This is a genomic window from Streptomyces sp. NPDC001056 (assembly GCF_053598955.1).
In genome coordinates this window covers 132,173-147,111 of record NZ_JBSFLI010000003.1, presented here as the reverse complement: position 1 = coordinate 147,111, position 14,939 = coordinate 132,173, and the positions used below count along the sequence as shown (strand labels likewise).

At 72.7% G+C, this 14,939-nt stretch carries 15 protein-coding genes and 1 pseudogene; 9 read left to right on the top strand and 7 right to left on the bottom strand.

Annotation, left to right across the window (positions count from 1 at the left end):
• Nucleotides 1-46: 46 nt before the first annotated feature.
• Nucleotides 47-1,474 carry an alpha,alpha-trehalose-phosphate synthase (UDP-forming) gene (locus ACWDD7_RS05420; protein ID WP_450456443.1) on the top strand — a complete coding sequence of 476 codons (1,428 nt, stop codon included), beginning with the start codon at nucleotides 47-49 and terminating at the stop codon, nucleotides 1,472-1,474.
• Here the strand turns inward: ACWDD7_RS05420 and otsB are convergent.
• The 3 genes from otsB to ACWDD7_RS05405 all read right to left on the bottom strand — a co-directional run bounded on the left by otsB (nucleotide 1,462) and on the right by ACWDD7_RS05405 (nucleotide 3,905).
• Complete coding sequence (gene otsB / locus ACWDD7_RS05415) at nucleotides 1,462-2,295, bottom strand: trehalose-phosphatase (RefSeq protein WP_450456442.1); 834 nt, start codon at nucleotides 2,293-2,295, stop codon at nucleotides 1,462-1,464. The genes ACWDD7_RS05420 and otsB overlap by 13 nt on opposite strands.
• A gap of 102 nt (nucleotides 2,296-2,397) precedes the next feature.
• Nucleotides 2,398-2,622, bottom strand: coding sequence for a DUF3263 domain-containing protein (locus tag ACWDD7_RS05410; protein ID WP_351866657.1), 225 nt, complete (start codon nucleotides 2,620-2,622; stop codon nucleotides 2,398-2,400).
• Nucleotides 2,623-2,639: 17 nt separating this feature from the next.
• On the bottom strand, nucleotides 2,640-3,905 hold the full coding sequence (locus ACWDD7_RS05405; protein WP_450456441.1) for an ABC transporter substrate-binding protein: 1,266 nt from the start codon (nucleotides 3,903-3,905) through the stop codon (nucleotides 2,640-2,642).
• A 140-nt stretch (nucleotides 3,906-4,045) separates the two neighbouring features.
• On the opposite strand from ACWDD7_RS05405, the gene ACWDD7_RS05400 reads away from it, so the two are divergent.
• The 4 genes and pseudogenes from ACWDD7_RS05400 to ACWDD7_RS05385 form a co-directional block, all read left to right on the top strand.
• On the top strand, nucleotides 4,046-4,984 hold the full coding sequence (locus tag ACWDD7_RS05400) for an ROK family protein (protein WP_351866661.1): 939 nt from the start codon (nucleotides 4,046-4,048) through the stop codon (nucleotides 4,982-4,984).
• Nucleotides 4,984-6,144 (top strand): N-acetylglucosamine-6-phosphate deacetylase, encoded by a 1,161-nt coding sequence (gene nagA, locus ACWDD7_RS05395; protein ID WP_351866663.1) that lies wholly within the window; start codon nucleotides 4,984-4,986, stop codon nucleotides 6,142-6,144. The genes ACWDD7_RS05400 and nagA overlap by 1 nt, the downstream gene beginning before the upstream one ends.
• Nucleotides 6,145-6,272: 128 nt before the next feature.
• Complete coding sequence (locus tag ACWDD7_RS05390) at nucleotides 6,273-7,202, top strand: 1-phosphofructokinase family hexose kinase (RefSeq protein WP_450456440.1); 930 nt, start codon at nucleotides 6,273-6,275, stop codon at nucleotides 7,200-7,202.
• A gap of 13 nt (nucleotides 7,203-7,215) precedes the next feature.
• Nucleotides 7,216-7,551: pseudogene (locus tag ACWDD7_RS05385) on the top strand (PfkB family carbohydrate kinase); the annotation flags it as partial.
• Between the two features lie 12 nt (nucleotides 7,552-7,563).
• On the opposite strand, the gene ACWDD7_RS05380 reads toward ACWDD7_RS05385, so the two are convergent.
• Nucleotides 7,564-8,481, bottom strand: coding sequence for a carbohydrate-binding protein (locus ACWDD7_RS05380; protein WP_351866667.1), 918 nt, complete (start codon nucleotides 8,479-8,481; stop codon nucleotides 7,564-7,566).
• A 118-nt stretch (nucleotides 8,482-8,599) separates the two neighbouring features.
• Nucleotides 8,600-10,252 (bottom strand): diguanylate cyclase CdgB, encoded by a 1,653-nt coding sequence (gene cdgB, locus ACWDD7_RS05375; protein ID WP_450456439.1) that lies wholly within the window; start codon nucleotides 10,250-10,252, stop codon nucleotides 8,600-8,602.
• A 311-nt stretch (nucleotides 10,253-10,563) separates the two neighbouring features.
• Between cdgB and ACWDD7_RS05370 the strand changes: the two genes are divergently transcribed.
• Together ACWDD7_RS05370 and ACWDD7_RS05365 are read left to right on the top strand one after the other, a co-directional pair.
• Nucleotides 10,564-11,136, top strand: coding sequence for a flavin reductase family protein (locus tag ACWDD7_RS05370; RefSeq protein ID WP_450456438.1), 573 nt, complete (start codon nucleotides 10,564-10,566; stop codon nucleotides 11,134-11,136).
• Nucleotides 11,137-11,190: 54 nt separating this feature from the next.
• Nucleotides 11,191-11,652, top strand: coding sequence for a GNAT family N-acetyltransferase (locus ACWDD7_RS05365; protein ID WP_351866676.1), 462 nt, complete (start codon nucleotides 11,191-11,193; stop codon nucleotides 11,650-11,652).
• 30 nt (nucleotides 11,653-11,682) lie between these two features.
• Here ACWDD7_RS05365 and arfB read toward each other — a convergent pair whose 3' ends face one another.
• Complete coding sequence (arfB, locus tag ACWDD7_RS05360; protein ID WP_351866717.1) at nucleotides 11,683-12,120, bottom strand: alternative ribosome rescue aminoacyl-tRNA hydrolase ArfB; 438 nt, start codon at nucleotides 12,118-12,120, stop codon at nucleotides 11,683-11,685.
• 203 nt (nucleotides 12,121-12,323) lie between these two features.
• On the opposite strand from arfB, the gene ACWDD7_RS05355 reads away from it, so the two are divergent.
• A complete protein-coding gene (locus ACWDD7_RS05355) occupies nucleotides 12,324-12,899 on the top strand; it encodes a TerD family protein (protein WP_351866679.1) in 576 nt (191 codons plus the stop codon).
• Nucleotides 12,900-12,971: 72 nt separating this feature from the next.
• On the opposite strand, the gene ACWDD7_RS05350 is transcribed toward ACWDD7_RS05355, so the two are convergent.
• Nucleotides 12,972-14,363 carry a M1 family metallopeptidase gene (locus ACWDD7_RS05350; RefSeq protein ID WP_450456437.1) on the bottom strand — a complete coding sequence of 464 codons (1,392 nt, stop codon included), beginning with the start codon at nucleotides 14,361-14,363 and terminating at the stop codon, nucleotides 12,972-12,974.
• Between the two features lie 72 nt (nucleotides 14,364-14,435).
• On the opposite strand from ACWDD7_RS05350, the gene ACWDD7_RS05345 reads away from it, so the two are divergent.
• Nucleotides 14,436-14,936: a hypothetical protein gene (locus ACWDD7_RS05345; RefSeq protein WP_450456436.1), complete on the top strand. Its 501-nt coding sequence runs from the start codon at nucleotides 14,436-14,438 to the stop codon at nucleotides 14,934-14,936.
• Nucleotides 14,937-14,939 lie beyond the last annotated feature (3 nt).

The following is a 14,939-nucleotide window of genomic DNA, read 5'->3' as shown; positions in this document are numbered from 1 at the left end:
TGGTCCGCGGGTTTGAGTGATTCCGGGCCGGGCTAGGTTCTGGACCATGGCTTCCACGCACGGTGCTGAGGTGCTGGTCGCGTCGAATCGCGGCCCGGTTTCGTACGAGACGGGCGAGGACGGCTCGCTGCGCGCCAAACGGGGCGGCGGCGGGCTGGTCTCGGGCCTGTCGGCCATCGGCCCGGAGACGAACGCGGTGTGGGTGTGCGCCGCGCTGGGCGACGGCGACCGGGCGGCCGTCCGGCGCGCCGACGGCGGGCTGCTGCCGCAGGAGGACACCGGCGGGCAGCGGGTGCGGATGCTCGGCATCGACGCGGAGGTCTTCGCCGACGCATACAACGGCATCGCCAACTCGGTGCTCTGGTTCGTGCACCACATGCTGTACCAGACGCCGCTCGAACCCGTCTTCGACGCGGAGTTCCGGCGGCAGTGGGAGGCGTACCGGGCCTACAACCGGGCGTTCGCCGAGGCGCTGGCCGAGGAGGCGGGCGAGGGGGCGGCGGTGCTGATCCAGGACTACCACCTGGCGCTCGCCCCGCGGATGCTCCGCCGGCTCCGGCCCGATCTGCGCATCGGCCACTTCTCGCACACGCCGTGGGCGCCGGCGGAGTACTTCCGGCTGCTGCCGGACGACATCGCGGCGGAGCTGCTGACCGGCATCCTCGGCGCGGACCGGGCGGCGTTCCTCACCCGGCGCTGGGCGGACGCGTTCACCGAGTGCTGCCACGCGGTGCTGGGGCCCGGGATTCCCGCCGGGACGCGGATCGGGGTGCACGGGCTCGGCGCGGACGCCGACTTCCTGCGCGAGCGGTCCCGGCGCGCCGACGTGGACGAGTGGATGGCGGCGCTGCGCGCGGAGATCGGCGAGGGCCGCCGGAGCATCGTCCGCGTCGACCGCACCGAGCTGTCCAAGAACATCGTGCGCGGGCTGCTGGCGTACCGGCAGCTGCTGGACGCGCGTCCGGAGTGGCGGGAGCGGGTCGTGCACGTCGCGTTCGCGTACCCCTCCCGGCAGGACCTCGCCGTGTACCGGGACTACACGGCGGCGGTGCGGCGGGTGGCCGACGAGATCAACTCGCGTTACGGAACGCCCGGTTGGACCCCTGTGGTGCTCCATGTGAAGGACGACTTCGCCCGCTCCCTGGCCGCGTACCGGCTCGCCGACGTGGCCCTCGTCAACCCGATCCGGGACGGCATGAACCTGGTCGCCAAGGAGGTGCCGGTCGTCTCCGACGAGGGATGCGTGCTGGTGCTGTCGCGGGAGGCGGGGGCGTGCGAGGAGATGGGCGAGGACGCGGTGGTGGTGAACCCGTACGACGTCACGGGCACGGCCGACGCCCTGCACGCGGCGCTGAGCATGCCGGCGGCGGAACGCGCGGAGCGCTCGAAGCGGCTGGCCGCGGCGGGTACGGCGCTGCCGCCGGCCACGTGGTTCCTGGACCAGCTGCACGCGCTGGACGATCAGTCCAGCTGAGCCGCCAGCGCGGTGAGCAGCCGTACGACGCCCTCGGGACCGTCGACCACCAGGTCCGCCTTCTCGGCCAGCTCGGTGACCTCCGTGCTGCCGCTGCACACGAGGAGGCCGGGGGTGCCCTCGGAGCGGAGTTTGTCGACGGCGGCGTAGGCGGGGAGGTCGCCGAGGTCGTCGCCGGCGTAGAGCACGCAGGCGGCGCCGGTCTCGCGGAGGTACTTGCTCAGCGCGACGCCCTTGTCCATGCCCGGTGGGCGCAGTTCCAGGACCATCCGGCCGGGTTCCACGATCAGCCCGTGGCGGGCGGCGAGGTCGGTGAGGGGGGCGCGCAGGGCGTCGTACGCGGCCTGGGGGTCCTCGGCGCGGCGGGTGTGCACCGCGACGGCGCGGCCCTTCTCCTCGATCCAGGTGCCCTGCCAGGCGCCGGCCCGTTCCAGCAGGCCCGGCAGCTCGGCGCGGACGGCGGCGACGCCGGGGTGGGGGGCGGGGGCGGTGACGGTGCCGGTGGCGGCGTCCCAGCGTTCGGCGCCGTAGTGGCCGAGGACGGTGAGGTGGGCGAGGCCGGGGACCCCGGCGAAGCCGCCGTAGCGGACCGCGACGTCGGCGGGCCGGCCGGTGATCACGGCGACGTGGGCGACCTTGGGGGCGAGGGCGGTGAGCGCGGCCACGGCGTCGGGGTGGGCGCGGGCCTGCTCGGGGTCGGCCACGATGGGGGCGAGGGTGCCGTCGAAGTCCAGGCCGATCACCGCGGCGGCGGGGTCGGCGAGCAGCGCGGCGAGTCCGTCCCGGCCGGCCTGGGTGGTGGGGGTCGGCAGAGGGTCCATGTACCGAACACTATCCAGCGGGGGCGTCCGTCACGCCTGGCGCGCTGCCCCGGCCCCGGACCGCCCACCCGCCACCCGGCCCCGCCGGCGCGGAGGCTCGGCTCAGCGCTCCGACCGACGCGTCTCCCGGATCCGGCGCAGGCGGTTCACCGTGACCGGATCGTGGGAGAGGGCGCGTTCGTCGTCGAGGAGGGCGTTGAGCAGTTGGTAGTAGCGGACCGGGGAGAGGTGGAGGTCCTCGCGGATGGCGCGTTCCTTCGCGCCGGGGCCCGGGAAGGGCCGGCGTTCCAGTGCGAGGATGGCCTTCTCGCGCTCGCCCAGTTCCATGGGGGAAACCGTAGCGCTCAGCCGGTGCTCGCGGCGCTGTCCGCGGCCATGGCCGTGGCCTGGAGGCGGGTGAGGACGGCCGCGGGGTTGCCGCCGGGGGCGACCGCCTGGCCGATGTTCTGCTTCACGGCCGCGCTGACCGACGCCCAGGAGGTCTTGCCCGCCGGGTACAGCTCGCTCGTGGCCAGCTGGTCGAGGAAGGGGTGCAGGGCCTTGTCGGACGCCGCGTCCGACGCGCTCATGGCGTTGGACGCGGAGGTGGTGACCGGCAGGAGGCCGTAGGCGCGGGAGAAGTCGAGGACGTTCTTCTCGCTGTAGACGAAGTTCAGGAAGTCGCCGGTCTGGTCGGCGTGGCCGTTCTGCTTGAACGCCATCATCCAGTCGGACACCCCCATCGACGCCCTCGCCCGCCCGGTCCGGCTCGGCGTCGGCACCATGCCGAACCGCACGCCCTTCTCCTCGGCCTGCTGGATCAGCGTGGGATGCCCGTTGACCATGCCGACCTGGCCGTCGGCGAACGCCGCGAACGCCTTCGCCCGGTTCAGCTTCCCCGGCGGCACCGGCCCGGTCAGCCCCTTGCCGACGAGGTCGTCCTTGAGCCAGTCGAAGGTCCGCACGTTCTGCTCGGAGTCGATGGTGTAGGTGCCGATGTCGTCGGTGTAGCCCGTGCCCCCGGACCCGCCGTTGCCACCGCTGAGCATCCACTGCATCGTCTCGGCCTGCGCCTCCTCGGGCCCGAGCGGCAGCGCGAAGGGGTACCGCACCCCCTTCGCCTTGAGCGCCTCCGCGTCCGCGGCCAGCTCGTCCCAGCTGGTCGGCGGGGTGAGGCCGGCGCTCGCGAAGAGCGTCTTGTTGTAGAAGAGCACCCGGGTGGACGCGGCGAAGGGGATGCCGTACTGCGTGTGGTTCCACTGGCCGGCGTCGGACAGCTGGGAGAGGAAGTCCGCCTGGGTGCGGATGGAGAGCAGGTCGGAGGCCGCGTACAGCTTGCCCGCGGCCGCGTAGTCGGCGTAGGCGCCGATCTGGGCCATGTCCGGCGCGTGGCCGGCGTCCACCATCTCCTTGACCTTGCGGTCGACGTCGTTCCAGGAGTACACGCTGACCTGGACCCGCACGCCCGGGTGTGTCGTCTCGTACTCCTTGACCAGCGAGTCCCAGTACTTCTGCGAGCTGTTCGCCGCCGAGTCGCCGTAGTCCGCGGCCACGAGTCTGAGGGTCACGTCGGAGGAGCCCGTGCTCCCGCAGCCGCCGAGGAGCGCGGTCATGCCCATGGCGGACACCATCGCGATCATTCCTGCCGTACGCCGACGCACCGTCAAAGTCCCAACCCTGCTGTTCGAACGATTCATGAGATGAACGTCTAAGGTCTACACCACGTGAGTGGACTAGACCTCTCACGGGTCAGCGGGCCACACTGTCCCCCGTGAGACATGTCATCGCCCTGGACGTGGGCGGTACCGGGATGAAGGCCGCCCTCGTCGGGGACGACGGCGCCCTGCTGCACCGCGCCCGCCGCGCCACCGGCCGCGAGCGCGGCCCCGACGCGGTGGTCGCGGGCATCCTCGACTTCGCCGCCGAGCTGTACGCGTACGGCGCCGAGCACCACGGGACCCCGGCCGCCGCCGGCATCGCGGTCCCGGGCATCGTCGACGAGGAGCACGGCACCGCCGTCTACGCCGCCAACCTCGGCTGGAAGGACGTACCGCTGCGGGATCTGCTCGCCGAGCGGCTCGGGGTGCCCGTGGCGCTCGGCCACGACGTGCGCGCGGGCGGACTCGCCGAGGGCCGGATCGGGGCGGGCCGGGGCGCGGACCGCTTTCTGTTCGTGCCGCTCGGCACCGGCATCGCGGGCGCCATCGGGATCGACGGCCGGGTGGAGTCCGGAGCGCACGGCTTCGCGGGCGAGATCGGCCATGTCGTCGTACGACCCGGGGGCGCGCCCTGTCCGTGCGGGCAGCGCGGCTGTCTGGAGCGGTACGCCTCCGCGGCCGCCGTCAGCGAGGCCTGGGCGGCGGCCGGCGGGAACCCGGACGCGGACGCCGCCGACTGCGCGCGGGCCGTCGCGGCCGGCGATCCCGCGGCCCGGCGGGTCTGGCGGGAGGCGGTGGACGCGCTCGCCGACGGGCTCGTCACCGCGCTCACCCTGCTGGACCCGCGGACGCTGATCATCGGTGGCGGACTCGCCGAGGCCGGGGAAGTGTTGTTCCAGCCCCTGCGGGACGCCGTCCGGCGCCGGGTGACCTTCCAGAAACTGCCCTCCGTCGTCCCCGCCGCCCTCGGTGACACCGCGGGTTGCCTGGGCGCGGGGCTGCTGGCACGGGATCTCTTGACGATCACTTCTACTCCGGAGGTAGACACCTGATGGCCAGTCCAAGAGGAGCCACGAACCCGCAGGTACTCACCGGCGCGAACGTGGTCCTCCCCACCGGAACGGTGAAGAACGGCCGGCTGGCCGTGGACGGCACGCGCATCACCGGCACCGCGCCGGCCGGTGCCCGGACCGTCGACGTGACCGGCCACTGGCTCGTCCCCGGCTTCGTCGACCTCCACAACCACGGCGGCGGCGGAGCCTCCTTCTCCGGCACCGCCGAGCAGATCCTCACCGCCGTCCGCACCCACCGCGAGCACGGCACCACCACCCTCGTCGCCTCCACGGTCACCGACGAGACGGACCTGCTGGCACACCAGGCGGGGCTGCTCAGCGAGCTGGCCGAGCAGGGCGAGATCGCGGGGATCCACTTCGAGGGGCCGTTCATCTCGCCGTGCCGCAAGGGCGCCCACTCCGAGGCGCTGCTGCGCGACCCGGAGCCGGCCGAGGTGCGCAAGCTGATCGACGCGGCGCGCGGACAGGCCCGGATGCTCACGCTCGCCGCCGAACTGCCCGGCGGCATCGACTCGGTGCGGCTGCTCGCCGAGCACGGGGTGATCGCGGCGGTCGGGCACACGGACGCGACGTACGAGCAGACGGTGGAGGCCATCGACGCGGGCGCCACGGTCGCCACGCACCTCTTCAACGCGATGCCCGCCCTCGGCCACCGCGCCCCCGGCCCGGTCGCGGCGCTGCTCGAGGACGAGCGGGTGACGGTCGAGCTGATCAACGACGGCACGCATCTGCACCCGGCCGCACTGGAGCTGGCCTTCCACCACGCGGGCGCGGACCGGGTGGCGTTCATCACGGACGCGATGGACGCGGCCGGGATCGGCGACGGCCGCTACATGCTGGGCCCGCTGGAGGTGGAGGTCAGCGAGGGGGTGGCGCGGCTGGTGGAGGGCGGTTCGATCGCGGGCTCCACGCTGACGCTGGACCGGGCGTTCAAGCGGGCGGTGACGGTGGACCGGCTGCCGGTCGAGGACGCGGTGAAGGCCCTGTCCGCCAACCCGGCCCGCCTGCTGGGCCTTTCGGACCGCGTCGGCTCCCTGGAGCCCGGCAAGGACGCGGACCTGGTGCTGCTGGACGCCGAGTTCGACGTGAAGGGCGTGATGCGGCGGGGCGAGTGGGTGGTCGATCCCCAACTGGGCTGATACGCCCGGCTTTTCCCTGAGGTGGCGGCGCCCCGCGACTGGGCCGGCCCCCGTCCGTTTGGCATGATCGGGGCCCGGCGACGCGGCGACGGGCGGCGGCGCCAGGTACTTCGAGGGAGGCAGCCCGGGTGATCCTCACGGTCACGCTGAACACCGCTCTCGACATCACCTATGCGGTGCGGTCCCTGCGCCCGCACGCCTCGCACCGGGTCTCGGAGGTCATCGAGCGGCCGGGCGGCAAAGGCGTCAACGTGGCCCGGGTGCTGGCCGCGCTCGGGCACGAGGTGACGGTCACCGGGTTCGCGGGCGGCGGCACGGGCCGGGCGGTACGGGAGCGGCTCGCCGGGACCGCGGGGCTGACGGACGCGCTGGTCCCGGTGGCGGGGGCGACCCGGCGCACCGTCGCGGTGGTGGACGAACGCTCCGGTGACACCACGCAGTTGAACGAGCCGGGCCCGCAGATCACGCCCGCCGAGTGGGGCGCCTTCCTGGACCGCTACGACGAACTCCTGCCCGGCGCCTCGGCGGTGGCCCTGTGCGGCAGCCTGCCGCCGGGGGTGCCGGTGGGGGCGTACGCGAACCTGGTGCGCGGCGCGCGGTCCTGCGGCGTGCCGGTCCTGCTGGACACCAGCGGCGAGCCGCTGCGCCGCGGGGTGGCGGCCCGCCCCGACATCATCAAGCCCAACGCCGACGAGCTGGCCGAACTCACCGGCTCCCACGAGCCCTTGCGCGCCACCCAGGACGCCCGCCGCCGGGGCGCCCACACGGTGGTGGCCTCCCTGGGCGCGCAGGGCCTGCTGGCCGTCAGCCCCGAGGGCCGCTGGCACGCCGCCCCACCCATCACCCTCCACGGCAACCCGACGGGCGCGGGCGACTCGGCGGTAGCCGGCCTTCTGTCGGGGCTCGTTGAGAAGCTCCCGTGGCCGGACCGCCTGGCCTGCGCAGTCGCCTTGTCGGCAGCGACCGTCCAGGCCCCGGGCGCCGGCGAGTTCGACCGAGCGGTGTACGAGGAGCTGCGGGGGCGGGTGGCGGTGACAAGTGAGGTCACCGCGGCTTAAAACCGACTCACTTATGACTGACGATCATCGACCCACGCGGCGCGCGGTCCGCCGGGGCGCCCACACGGTCGTGGCCTCCCTGGGCCCGGACGGCCTCCTGGCGTCCACCCCAGAGGGCCGCTGGCGCGCCGCCACCCCGACCCGGCTGACCGGCAACCCCACCGGCGCCGGCGACTCGGCCGGCGCCGGCCTGCTGGACCGACTCCCATGACCGACCCGCCTCACCCGCGCGGCCGCCCTGTCGGCAGCCACCGTCCGGGCAGCCGCCGCGGGCGAGTTCGACCGGGAGACATACGAGGAGCCGCTGGGCCGGGTCACGGCGCTCGAAGCGCCGGAGGAGAGCCGATGAGCCACGGACGGCTCAGCCGGTGACCCGGCCCGCCTTCAGCCACAGCTGGTCCAGCAGGATGTTGCACTTGTCGCCCGGCTGGCAGGAGATGGAGATGGTGTTGTTGCCCTTCTTGAGCGTGGGCCACACGTAGGAGCGGGTCCAGCCCTGGGCGAAGTCGTTGTCGGCGGCGTGGCGCCAGTTCTTCAGCCCGAGCTTGCTGCCGAACCCCTTGCCGTTGACGGTGACCGTCATCGACTGGTCCTCGCCGGTCGCGCTGTACCCGGTGAAGAGGGTGTAGGGGCCGTCCGAGGGGACGTCCACGCTCCAGGTGACGGAGGCGCCGACCTGGTTCAGGCCACCCACGTACTTGCCGCCCGCGGCCCGCGAGCCCTTGACGTCCATGGCCACCGCGGTGCCGCCCGCCAGCTGCACGGAGCTGTCCGCCGCGTCGACCTTCGGCAGTGCGCCGCCGGCCGAGCTGCTGCCCGTCGGGGTCGGCGCCGTCGACTGCTGCTGGGTCGGGGTCGTGCCCGCCTGGTCGCCGGACTTGTCGTCGTCCGAGTTGCCGTTGATCATCGCGATGCCGATGCCGATGACCACCGCGGCGACCACCGCGATCGCGCCGATCAGCAGGCCCTTGGTGTTGGGCCCGCCGCGACCGGGGCCGGACCGGGGGGCCGGAGGGCGGCCGGGCGGCGTGCCGCCGGGCAGGGTCTCCGGGGCCTGGTAGTGCGCGTTCGGCTGGCCGTAGGCGCCCTGCTGCGGAACGTAGGGCGGCTGCTGCTGGCCGTACTGACGCTCCCCGACCGTGCGCACCCTGCTGACCGAGTTCGGGTAGCCGTAACCACCGGACGGCGGCTGCGCTCCTCTGGCCTGGCCGTCTGCGTACAGATAGCCGAACGGGTCGTCTTCCTCGGGCGTGCTCGCGCCGTTGTCGCCGGGCGTCATCCCTTGGTACTCCTCAACAGGTGCGAACGGATGCGGTCATGGCTGGAAAGACGAGCCTACCCGCTCCGGTTGTGCCGAACGGGGTGATGCAGACCGCATCAACCGGCTGACCTGCGGTTCATCCCGCACGCCGATGCTGTTTGGGACGAGATCGTTTCTCTACGTACATCCGCTCGTCAGCCGACTTCAGCACTTCGTCGGCCGTCATGCCGCAGTGCGCCCAGCCGATGCCGAAGCTCGCGCCCACCCGGACCGCCCTGCCCTCGGTCCGGATCGGCTGGATGATCTCGTTGCGCAGCCGTACCGCCAGGTCCTGGGCGTCGGCGCGGCCGAGCCCGTCGGCGAGGATCACGAACTCGTCGCCACCGAGCCGGGCCACCGTGTCGCCGTCGCGCACCCCCTGGGACAGCCGCCGGGCGACCTCGATCAGCACGGCGTCGCCCGCGTTGTGCCCGAACCGGTCGTTGATCGACTTGAAGCCGTCCAGGTCGCAGAAGAGCACCGCGAGGCCCTTGGCGCCGTCGTCCTGCTCGCCCTCGGGGGCGACGGTGTGCACATGGTGGTCGTAGCCGTCGTACGTCTCCGCGCCCGGCGCGAAGTCGAAGCCGTGCCCGGTGGGGCCGTCGAAGGCCGAGGGATGGCCGTAGGCCGCGTCCAGGGACTCCAGGGCGTGCGCGGGGCGGCGGCACAGCCGGGCGGCGAGCCGCGAGCGCAGCTCGGCGGAGTTCGGCAGGCCGGTCAGCGAGTCGTGCGAGGCGCGGTGGGCGAGCTGGAGCTCGCGGCGCTTGCGCTCCTCGATGTCCTCGACGTGCGTGAGCAGGAAGCGGGGCCCGTCGGCCGCGTCCGCGACCACGCTGTTGCGCAGCGACACCCAGACGTAGCTGCCGTCGCGGCGGCCGAGCCGGAGTTCCGCGCGGCCGCCCTCCGCGGAGGTGCGCAGCAGGGTGCCGATGTCCTCGGGATGGACCAGGTCGGAGAAGGCGTAGCGGCGCATCGCGGAGGCCGGGCGGCCGAGCAGCCGGCACAGGGCGTCGTTGGTGCGCAGGATGCGGCCGTGCTGTTCGCCGCCCAACTCGGCGATGGCCATGCCGGACGGCGCGTACTCGAACGCCTGCCGGAAGCTCTCCTCGCTCGCCCGCAGCGCCTGCTGCTCGCGCTCCAGGCGGACCAGGGCGCGCTGCATGTTGGAGCGCAACCGGGCGTTGCTGATCGCGATGGCGGCCTGGAAGGCGTACATCTGGAGGGCCTCGCGGCCCCAGGCGCCGGGCAGCCGGCCGTTGCGCGGGCGGTCCACGGATATGACGCCGAGCAGTTCACCGCGGGAGCCGCCGGGCACGCCCGGGGTGTACATGGGCGCGAAGAGCCGGTCGGAGGGGTGCCACTCGTCCTCGAAGCGGGGCGCGGGACCGTCCGTGAACCACTGGGGCACGTCGTCGTCGTCCAGCACCCAGCCCTCGGTGTGCGGTATGAAGACGAGGTCGCCCCAGCATTCGCCCATGCCGAGGCGCCGTTCCCAGGCGTCGCGGGAGCCGACCCGGCCGGTGATCAGGGCCTCGGCGGCGGAGTTGCCGGAGAAGGCCGCGACGACCAGGTCGCCGTCGGGGCGTACGAGGTTCACCGCCGCCATCTCGTACCCGAGGGCGTTGACCGCGCCGTCGGCGACGCACTGCAAGGTGTCCGCCAGGCTGCGCGCCGTGTTCATGTCGGCCATGACCTGGTGCAGCTGACGCAGGGACGCAAGACGGACGTAGGGTTCCGACTCGGTCTCCATGCTCGCCCTCCCCCCGAGACCTCGCAGCGAATCAAGGGTCGTTGTCTTCGGCGCCTCGTGGTTCTCCAGCAGTTTCCCAGCCACTGAATCACAGCGCGCTGCCCACCCGGTACACAGGGTCAACAATTCATGCCCCTTGTGACTCAAGTCACAGCAAAACGTGAACAATTGGGCGGGGATTCCGCGTTTTCCCGGCGTTCACCGAATGCCGGCTCTGCCGTTGCGCGCCCGCTGTCCGCCGCTGGTCCTAGGACCCGGCTCGGACGGAGGCCCGATGCGGGGTGCACAGGGCGCAGACTAGCGTTTCCGGCGTGCTGAAGACGCCTTCCCCCACCGCCGTCGCCGCTTCCGGGCATGCTGAGGGGGTGAGCAACGACGAGTTCCGGGCCGCGATGTCCCGCCTCTCCTCCGGTGTGGTCCTGGTCACCGCGCAGGAACCGCCGCTCGTCCCGGACGACCCGGACGCGCCGGGCGCGGAGGACGTCGGCATGACCGCGACGGCCTTCATGTCGGTCTCCCTGGACCCGCCGCTGGTGCTGGTCAGCCTGCGGAACGGCTCGCGCATGGACGACCTGCTCGCCGAACAGCCGCTGTGGGCCGTGTCGGTGCTCGCCGAGAGCCAGCGGCACGTCGCGGGGCGCTTCGCCATGAAGGGCCGCATCAGCGACCGGCTCCTGTTCGAGGACATCGCGTACGCCCGCGGCGAGGTCACGAACGCCCCGCTGGTCGGCGGCGCGCTCGCGATGCTGGAGTGCCGGACCGAGCAGCGGGTGGCGGCGGGGGACCACACGCTCGTCATCGGCCGGGTGCTGACGGCCCGGGTGCCGAGCGCGGAGGGCGGGCCGCTGATGTATTTCCGGGGCCGGTACCGGCAGTTGGGCTGAGTTTCCCTTCTCTTTCCGTGGTGGCGTACCGAAATCGCCGCCTAAGGTGCGCGGATGACACTGCACCTGGAAGAGATCACACCCCGCACCTTCGAGGCGGCGATCGGCATCCGCGTCCGGCCCGACCAGGAACACGCGGTCGAGCCGGTGGAACGGTCGCTGGCCGAGGCGTTCGTCCACCCCGCGGGGGTGGCCTGGCCACGGCTGATCCTCGACGGCTCACGGCCGGTCGGGTTCCTCATGGCCTTCCTCGACATCGACTGGTACGGCGACGGAAGCGTGCGCCGGTCGGGGCTGTGGCGGCTGAACATCGCGGCGGGCGAGCAGGGGCGGGGGTACGGACGCTTCGCGGTCGCCGCCGTCGGCTCGGAGATCCGTCGCCGGGGCGGCTCCGAGCTGTACGTCACCTGGCATCCGGGGGCGGACGGGCCCGAGGACTTCTATCTCCGGCTGGGGTTCAGGAAGAACGGGGAGACGAGCGGGGGGCAGACGGTGGGGGTACTGGCGCTGGGGTGATCCGGCGGGCGCGGGCGCGTGCCGGGCCCGCTAGCCCCAGTCCCGTCCCGTGCGCCCGCGCTTGGTCTCGGCGCGCTGCTTCTTCTCCCGCAGCCGGCGCTCGTTGATCCCCCGCGGTATCCGGGTGGGCTTGCGGGGCTTGGGCGGGGGTGCGCTGGCCTCCGCGAGGAGGGCCGCGAGACGTACGGCGGCGGCCTCGCGGTTGCGCCACTGGGAGCGGTGCTCGGACGCCCGTACGGTCACCACCCCGTCGACGAGCCGGCCGGCCAGCCGCTCCAGGGCCCGCTCCTTCCACACCGGCGGCAGCGCCTCGGTCGCCGCGAGGTCGAAGCGCAGCTCCACCTGGGAGTCACTGGTGTTCACGTGCTGCCCGCCGGGCCCCGACGATCTGGAGAAACGCCACATCAGCTCGGCCTCGGGAAGGGAGACGGAGCCGCGGATGACGTGAGGACCGGACATGCCTTCCATGTTCCCGGCCCCGGGCGGTCGCGTCACCTGGATTTCCGGATCGGCGGGATGCCGCCGGGAAACCGCCGGGAAGAGGCATCGGTGAGGAAGCGTCGGTAAAAAAGGTAAAGCGGTGCGGAACCACCAGGACCCCCCTCGTCGTTCTCCCGGGTGACGGTAGCTTCGTCGGCACGCACAGCGAAAACTAGGAAGGGACTCCCAACATGGCTGTAAGCCTGTCCAAGGGTGGCAACGTCTCGCTCTCCAAGGAGGCTCCGGGCCTGGCGGCCGTCACCGTGGGCCTCGGCTGGGACGTCCGCACCACCACGGGCACGGACTTCGACCTGGACGCCTCCGCCATCGCGGTCAACGCGCAGGGCAGGGTCCACTCGGACGCCCACTTCGTCTTCTTCAACAACAAGCAGACCCCGGACAGCACCATCGTGCACACCGGCGACAACCGCACGGGCGAGGGCGCGGGCGACGACGAGGCGATCAACGTCAACCTGGCCGGCCTCCCGGCCGACATCGAAAAGATCGTCTTCCCGGTCTCCATCTACGACGCGGAGAACCGCGGCCAGAACTTCGGCCAGGTGCGCAACGCCTACATCCGCATCGTCAACCAGGCGGGCGGCGCGGAGATCGCCCGCTACGACCTCTCCGAGGACGCCGCCACCGAGACGGCCATGATCTTCGGGGAGCTGTACCGCAACGGCGCGGAGTGGAAGTTCCGCGCCGTCGGCCAGGGCTACGCCTCGGGTCTGGTCGGCATCGCCCAGGACTTCGGCGTCAACGTCTGACGGACCGCCGACCCGCCCTTCCCCGGCGAGAAGCGGGGAAGGGCGGGAACACGTCCTCGGCGGCGCACGGGTTCACGGATGCGCCGGTCTGCCGTCCCCGTAGAGCCAGTCCTTCCAGATCTCGCCGAAGTCCTTGCCGGGGAAACGTCGTTGCACCCATGCCGTGAAGTCGGCGGTGCTCGCGTTGCCGTAGCGGTGGGAGGCCGGCCAGGCGCGCAGGAGGGCGAAGAAGGCCTCGTCGCCCACCTTCTGGCGGATCTTGTGGAGGACCATCGCGCCGCGTTCGTAGACCGGGGTCGCGGAGATGTGGGCGGCGTTCGAGGGGGACGCCGGGGGGAAGGCCCAGAGGGCGTCGTCATGGGCGCGGTAGTAGGACAGGAAGGTCTGCTCGGCCGTGTCGCCGCCGTGGTCCTCGTCCCACAGCCACTGGGCGTACGTGGCGAAGCCCTCGTTGAGCCACATGTCCCGCCAGGACCTGGGGGTGACGCAGTCGCCGTACCACTGGTGGGCGAGTTCGTGGACGAGCGTGCCGAGCTCGGGGGTGCCGGGGAAGACCGGGCGGTTCTGGGTCTCCAGGGCGTAGCCGACGTCGTCCGGGCGGTCGATGACGGCGCCGACGGAGGAGAAGGGGTACGGCCCGAAGGTGTCCTCCTCCCACTTGACGATCTCGGGCAGTCTCGCGAGGACGCGCGCGCTCGACGCGGTCTGCGTGGGGTCGACCGCGGTGAGGACGGGCAGCCCGCCGGGGCCCTTGGACCGGGTGATGTCGAAGTGCCCGATGGCGACCATGGCGAGGTAGCCGGCCATGGGCTGGGCGGTGTGCCAGCGGTACGTCGTACGGCCGCCGCGGGTGGACTGACCCCTCGGCTCCCCGTTGGAGACGGCCTGGAGGCCCCGCGGGACGGTGATGGCGATGTCGTACGAGGCCTTGTCGGACGGGTGGTGGTTGCCGGGGAACCACGCCATGGACCCGACCGGCTCACCGAGACCGAGCGCGCCGTCGGCCGTGGGCAGCCAGCCCTCCACGGAGCCGTCGGGATCGGTGAGGGTCCCCGGGACGCCGGAGTAGCGGACGGTCGTACGGAAGGTACGGCCCTCGCGCAGATCGTCGTGCGGCCGGACGGTGAGTTCCTGCCCGGCCCGGTTGTAGCGGGCGTCCCGGCCGTCGACCTCGACCGAGTCCACGCGCAGCCCGGCGAGGTCCAGGTCGAACGCGGACAGGTCCTTGGTCGCGCGGGCCGTGATGACCGCCGTACCGGTGAGGTGGCGGGTGGCGGGGGTGTAGTCCAGGGTGAGGGCGTAGTGGCCGACGTCGTACCCGCCGTTGCCCGCCTTCGGGAAGTACGGGTCGCGCAGCCCCGGGCCACCCGGCGTGCCGCGCACCCCGCCCCCGCACCCGGTACCGGTGAGCGCGAGCGCCAACGCCGCCGCGACGGCCGGCGCCAAGCGTACGGATCTGGACATGTCAGCGATCTTAGGCGGAGGCGGATCGGAGCAGGCGGCGGCTCCCGCGCGGCGCCGTGACACCATCGGTAGGTGCTCGACATCGGCTACGCCCTCTCCAACCGGTTCCCGGACCCCCCGCAGACCGACTACCGCCGCGCGGACGTCCACGCGCTGCGGCACGACCTGTTCTGCGGGGACGTGTACCTCGCGGACACCAAGACGGACCATGAGCTGTCCACGGCCTGGGGATGGGTGCCGGTGCTGGACTTCGCGTGGGCGCTGTGCGACATCGTGGAGCGGCTCGACCGGGACCCGATGGGCTCCCGCGCCGCCCGTCCGCAGCGGGCGGAGCTGGACTTCACCGAGTCCAGTGACCGGATGCTCTTCGAGCGCCGCTTCGGCTGGGTCGACATCACCGCCGACTGGCAGCCGTCGGACGAGGCCCCGCTCGCCTTCTCCCATGCCGAACTGCGCCGGGAGGCGCGGGACTTCCTCCAGGACCTGGTCGCCGACCTCGTCGACCTCCACGAGGACCTGGGCGAGAACCCGGCGATCTGGACCCTGCAGGCCCGCTTCCCCCGCGTCTCCTAGCCC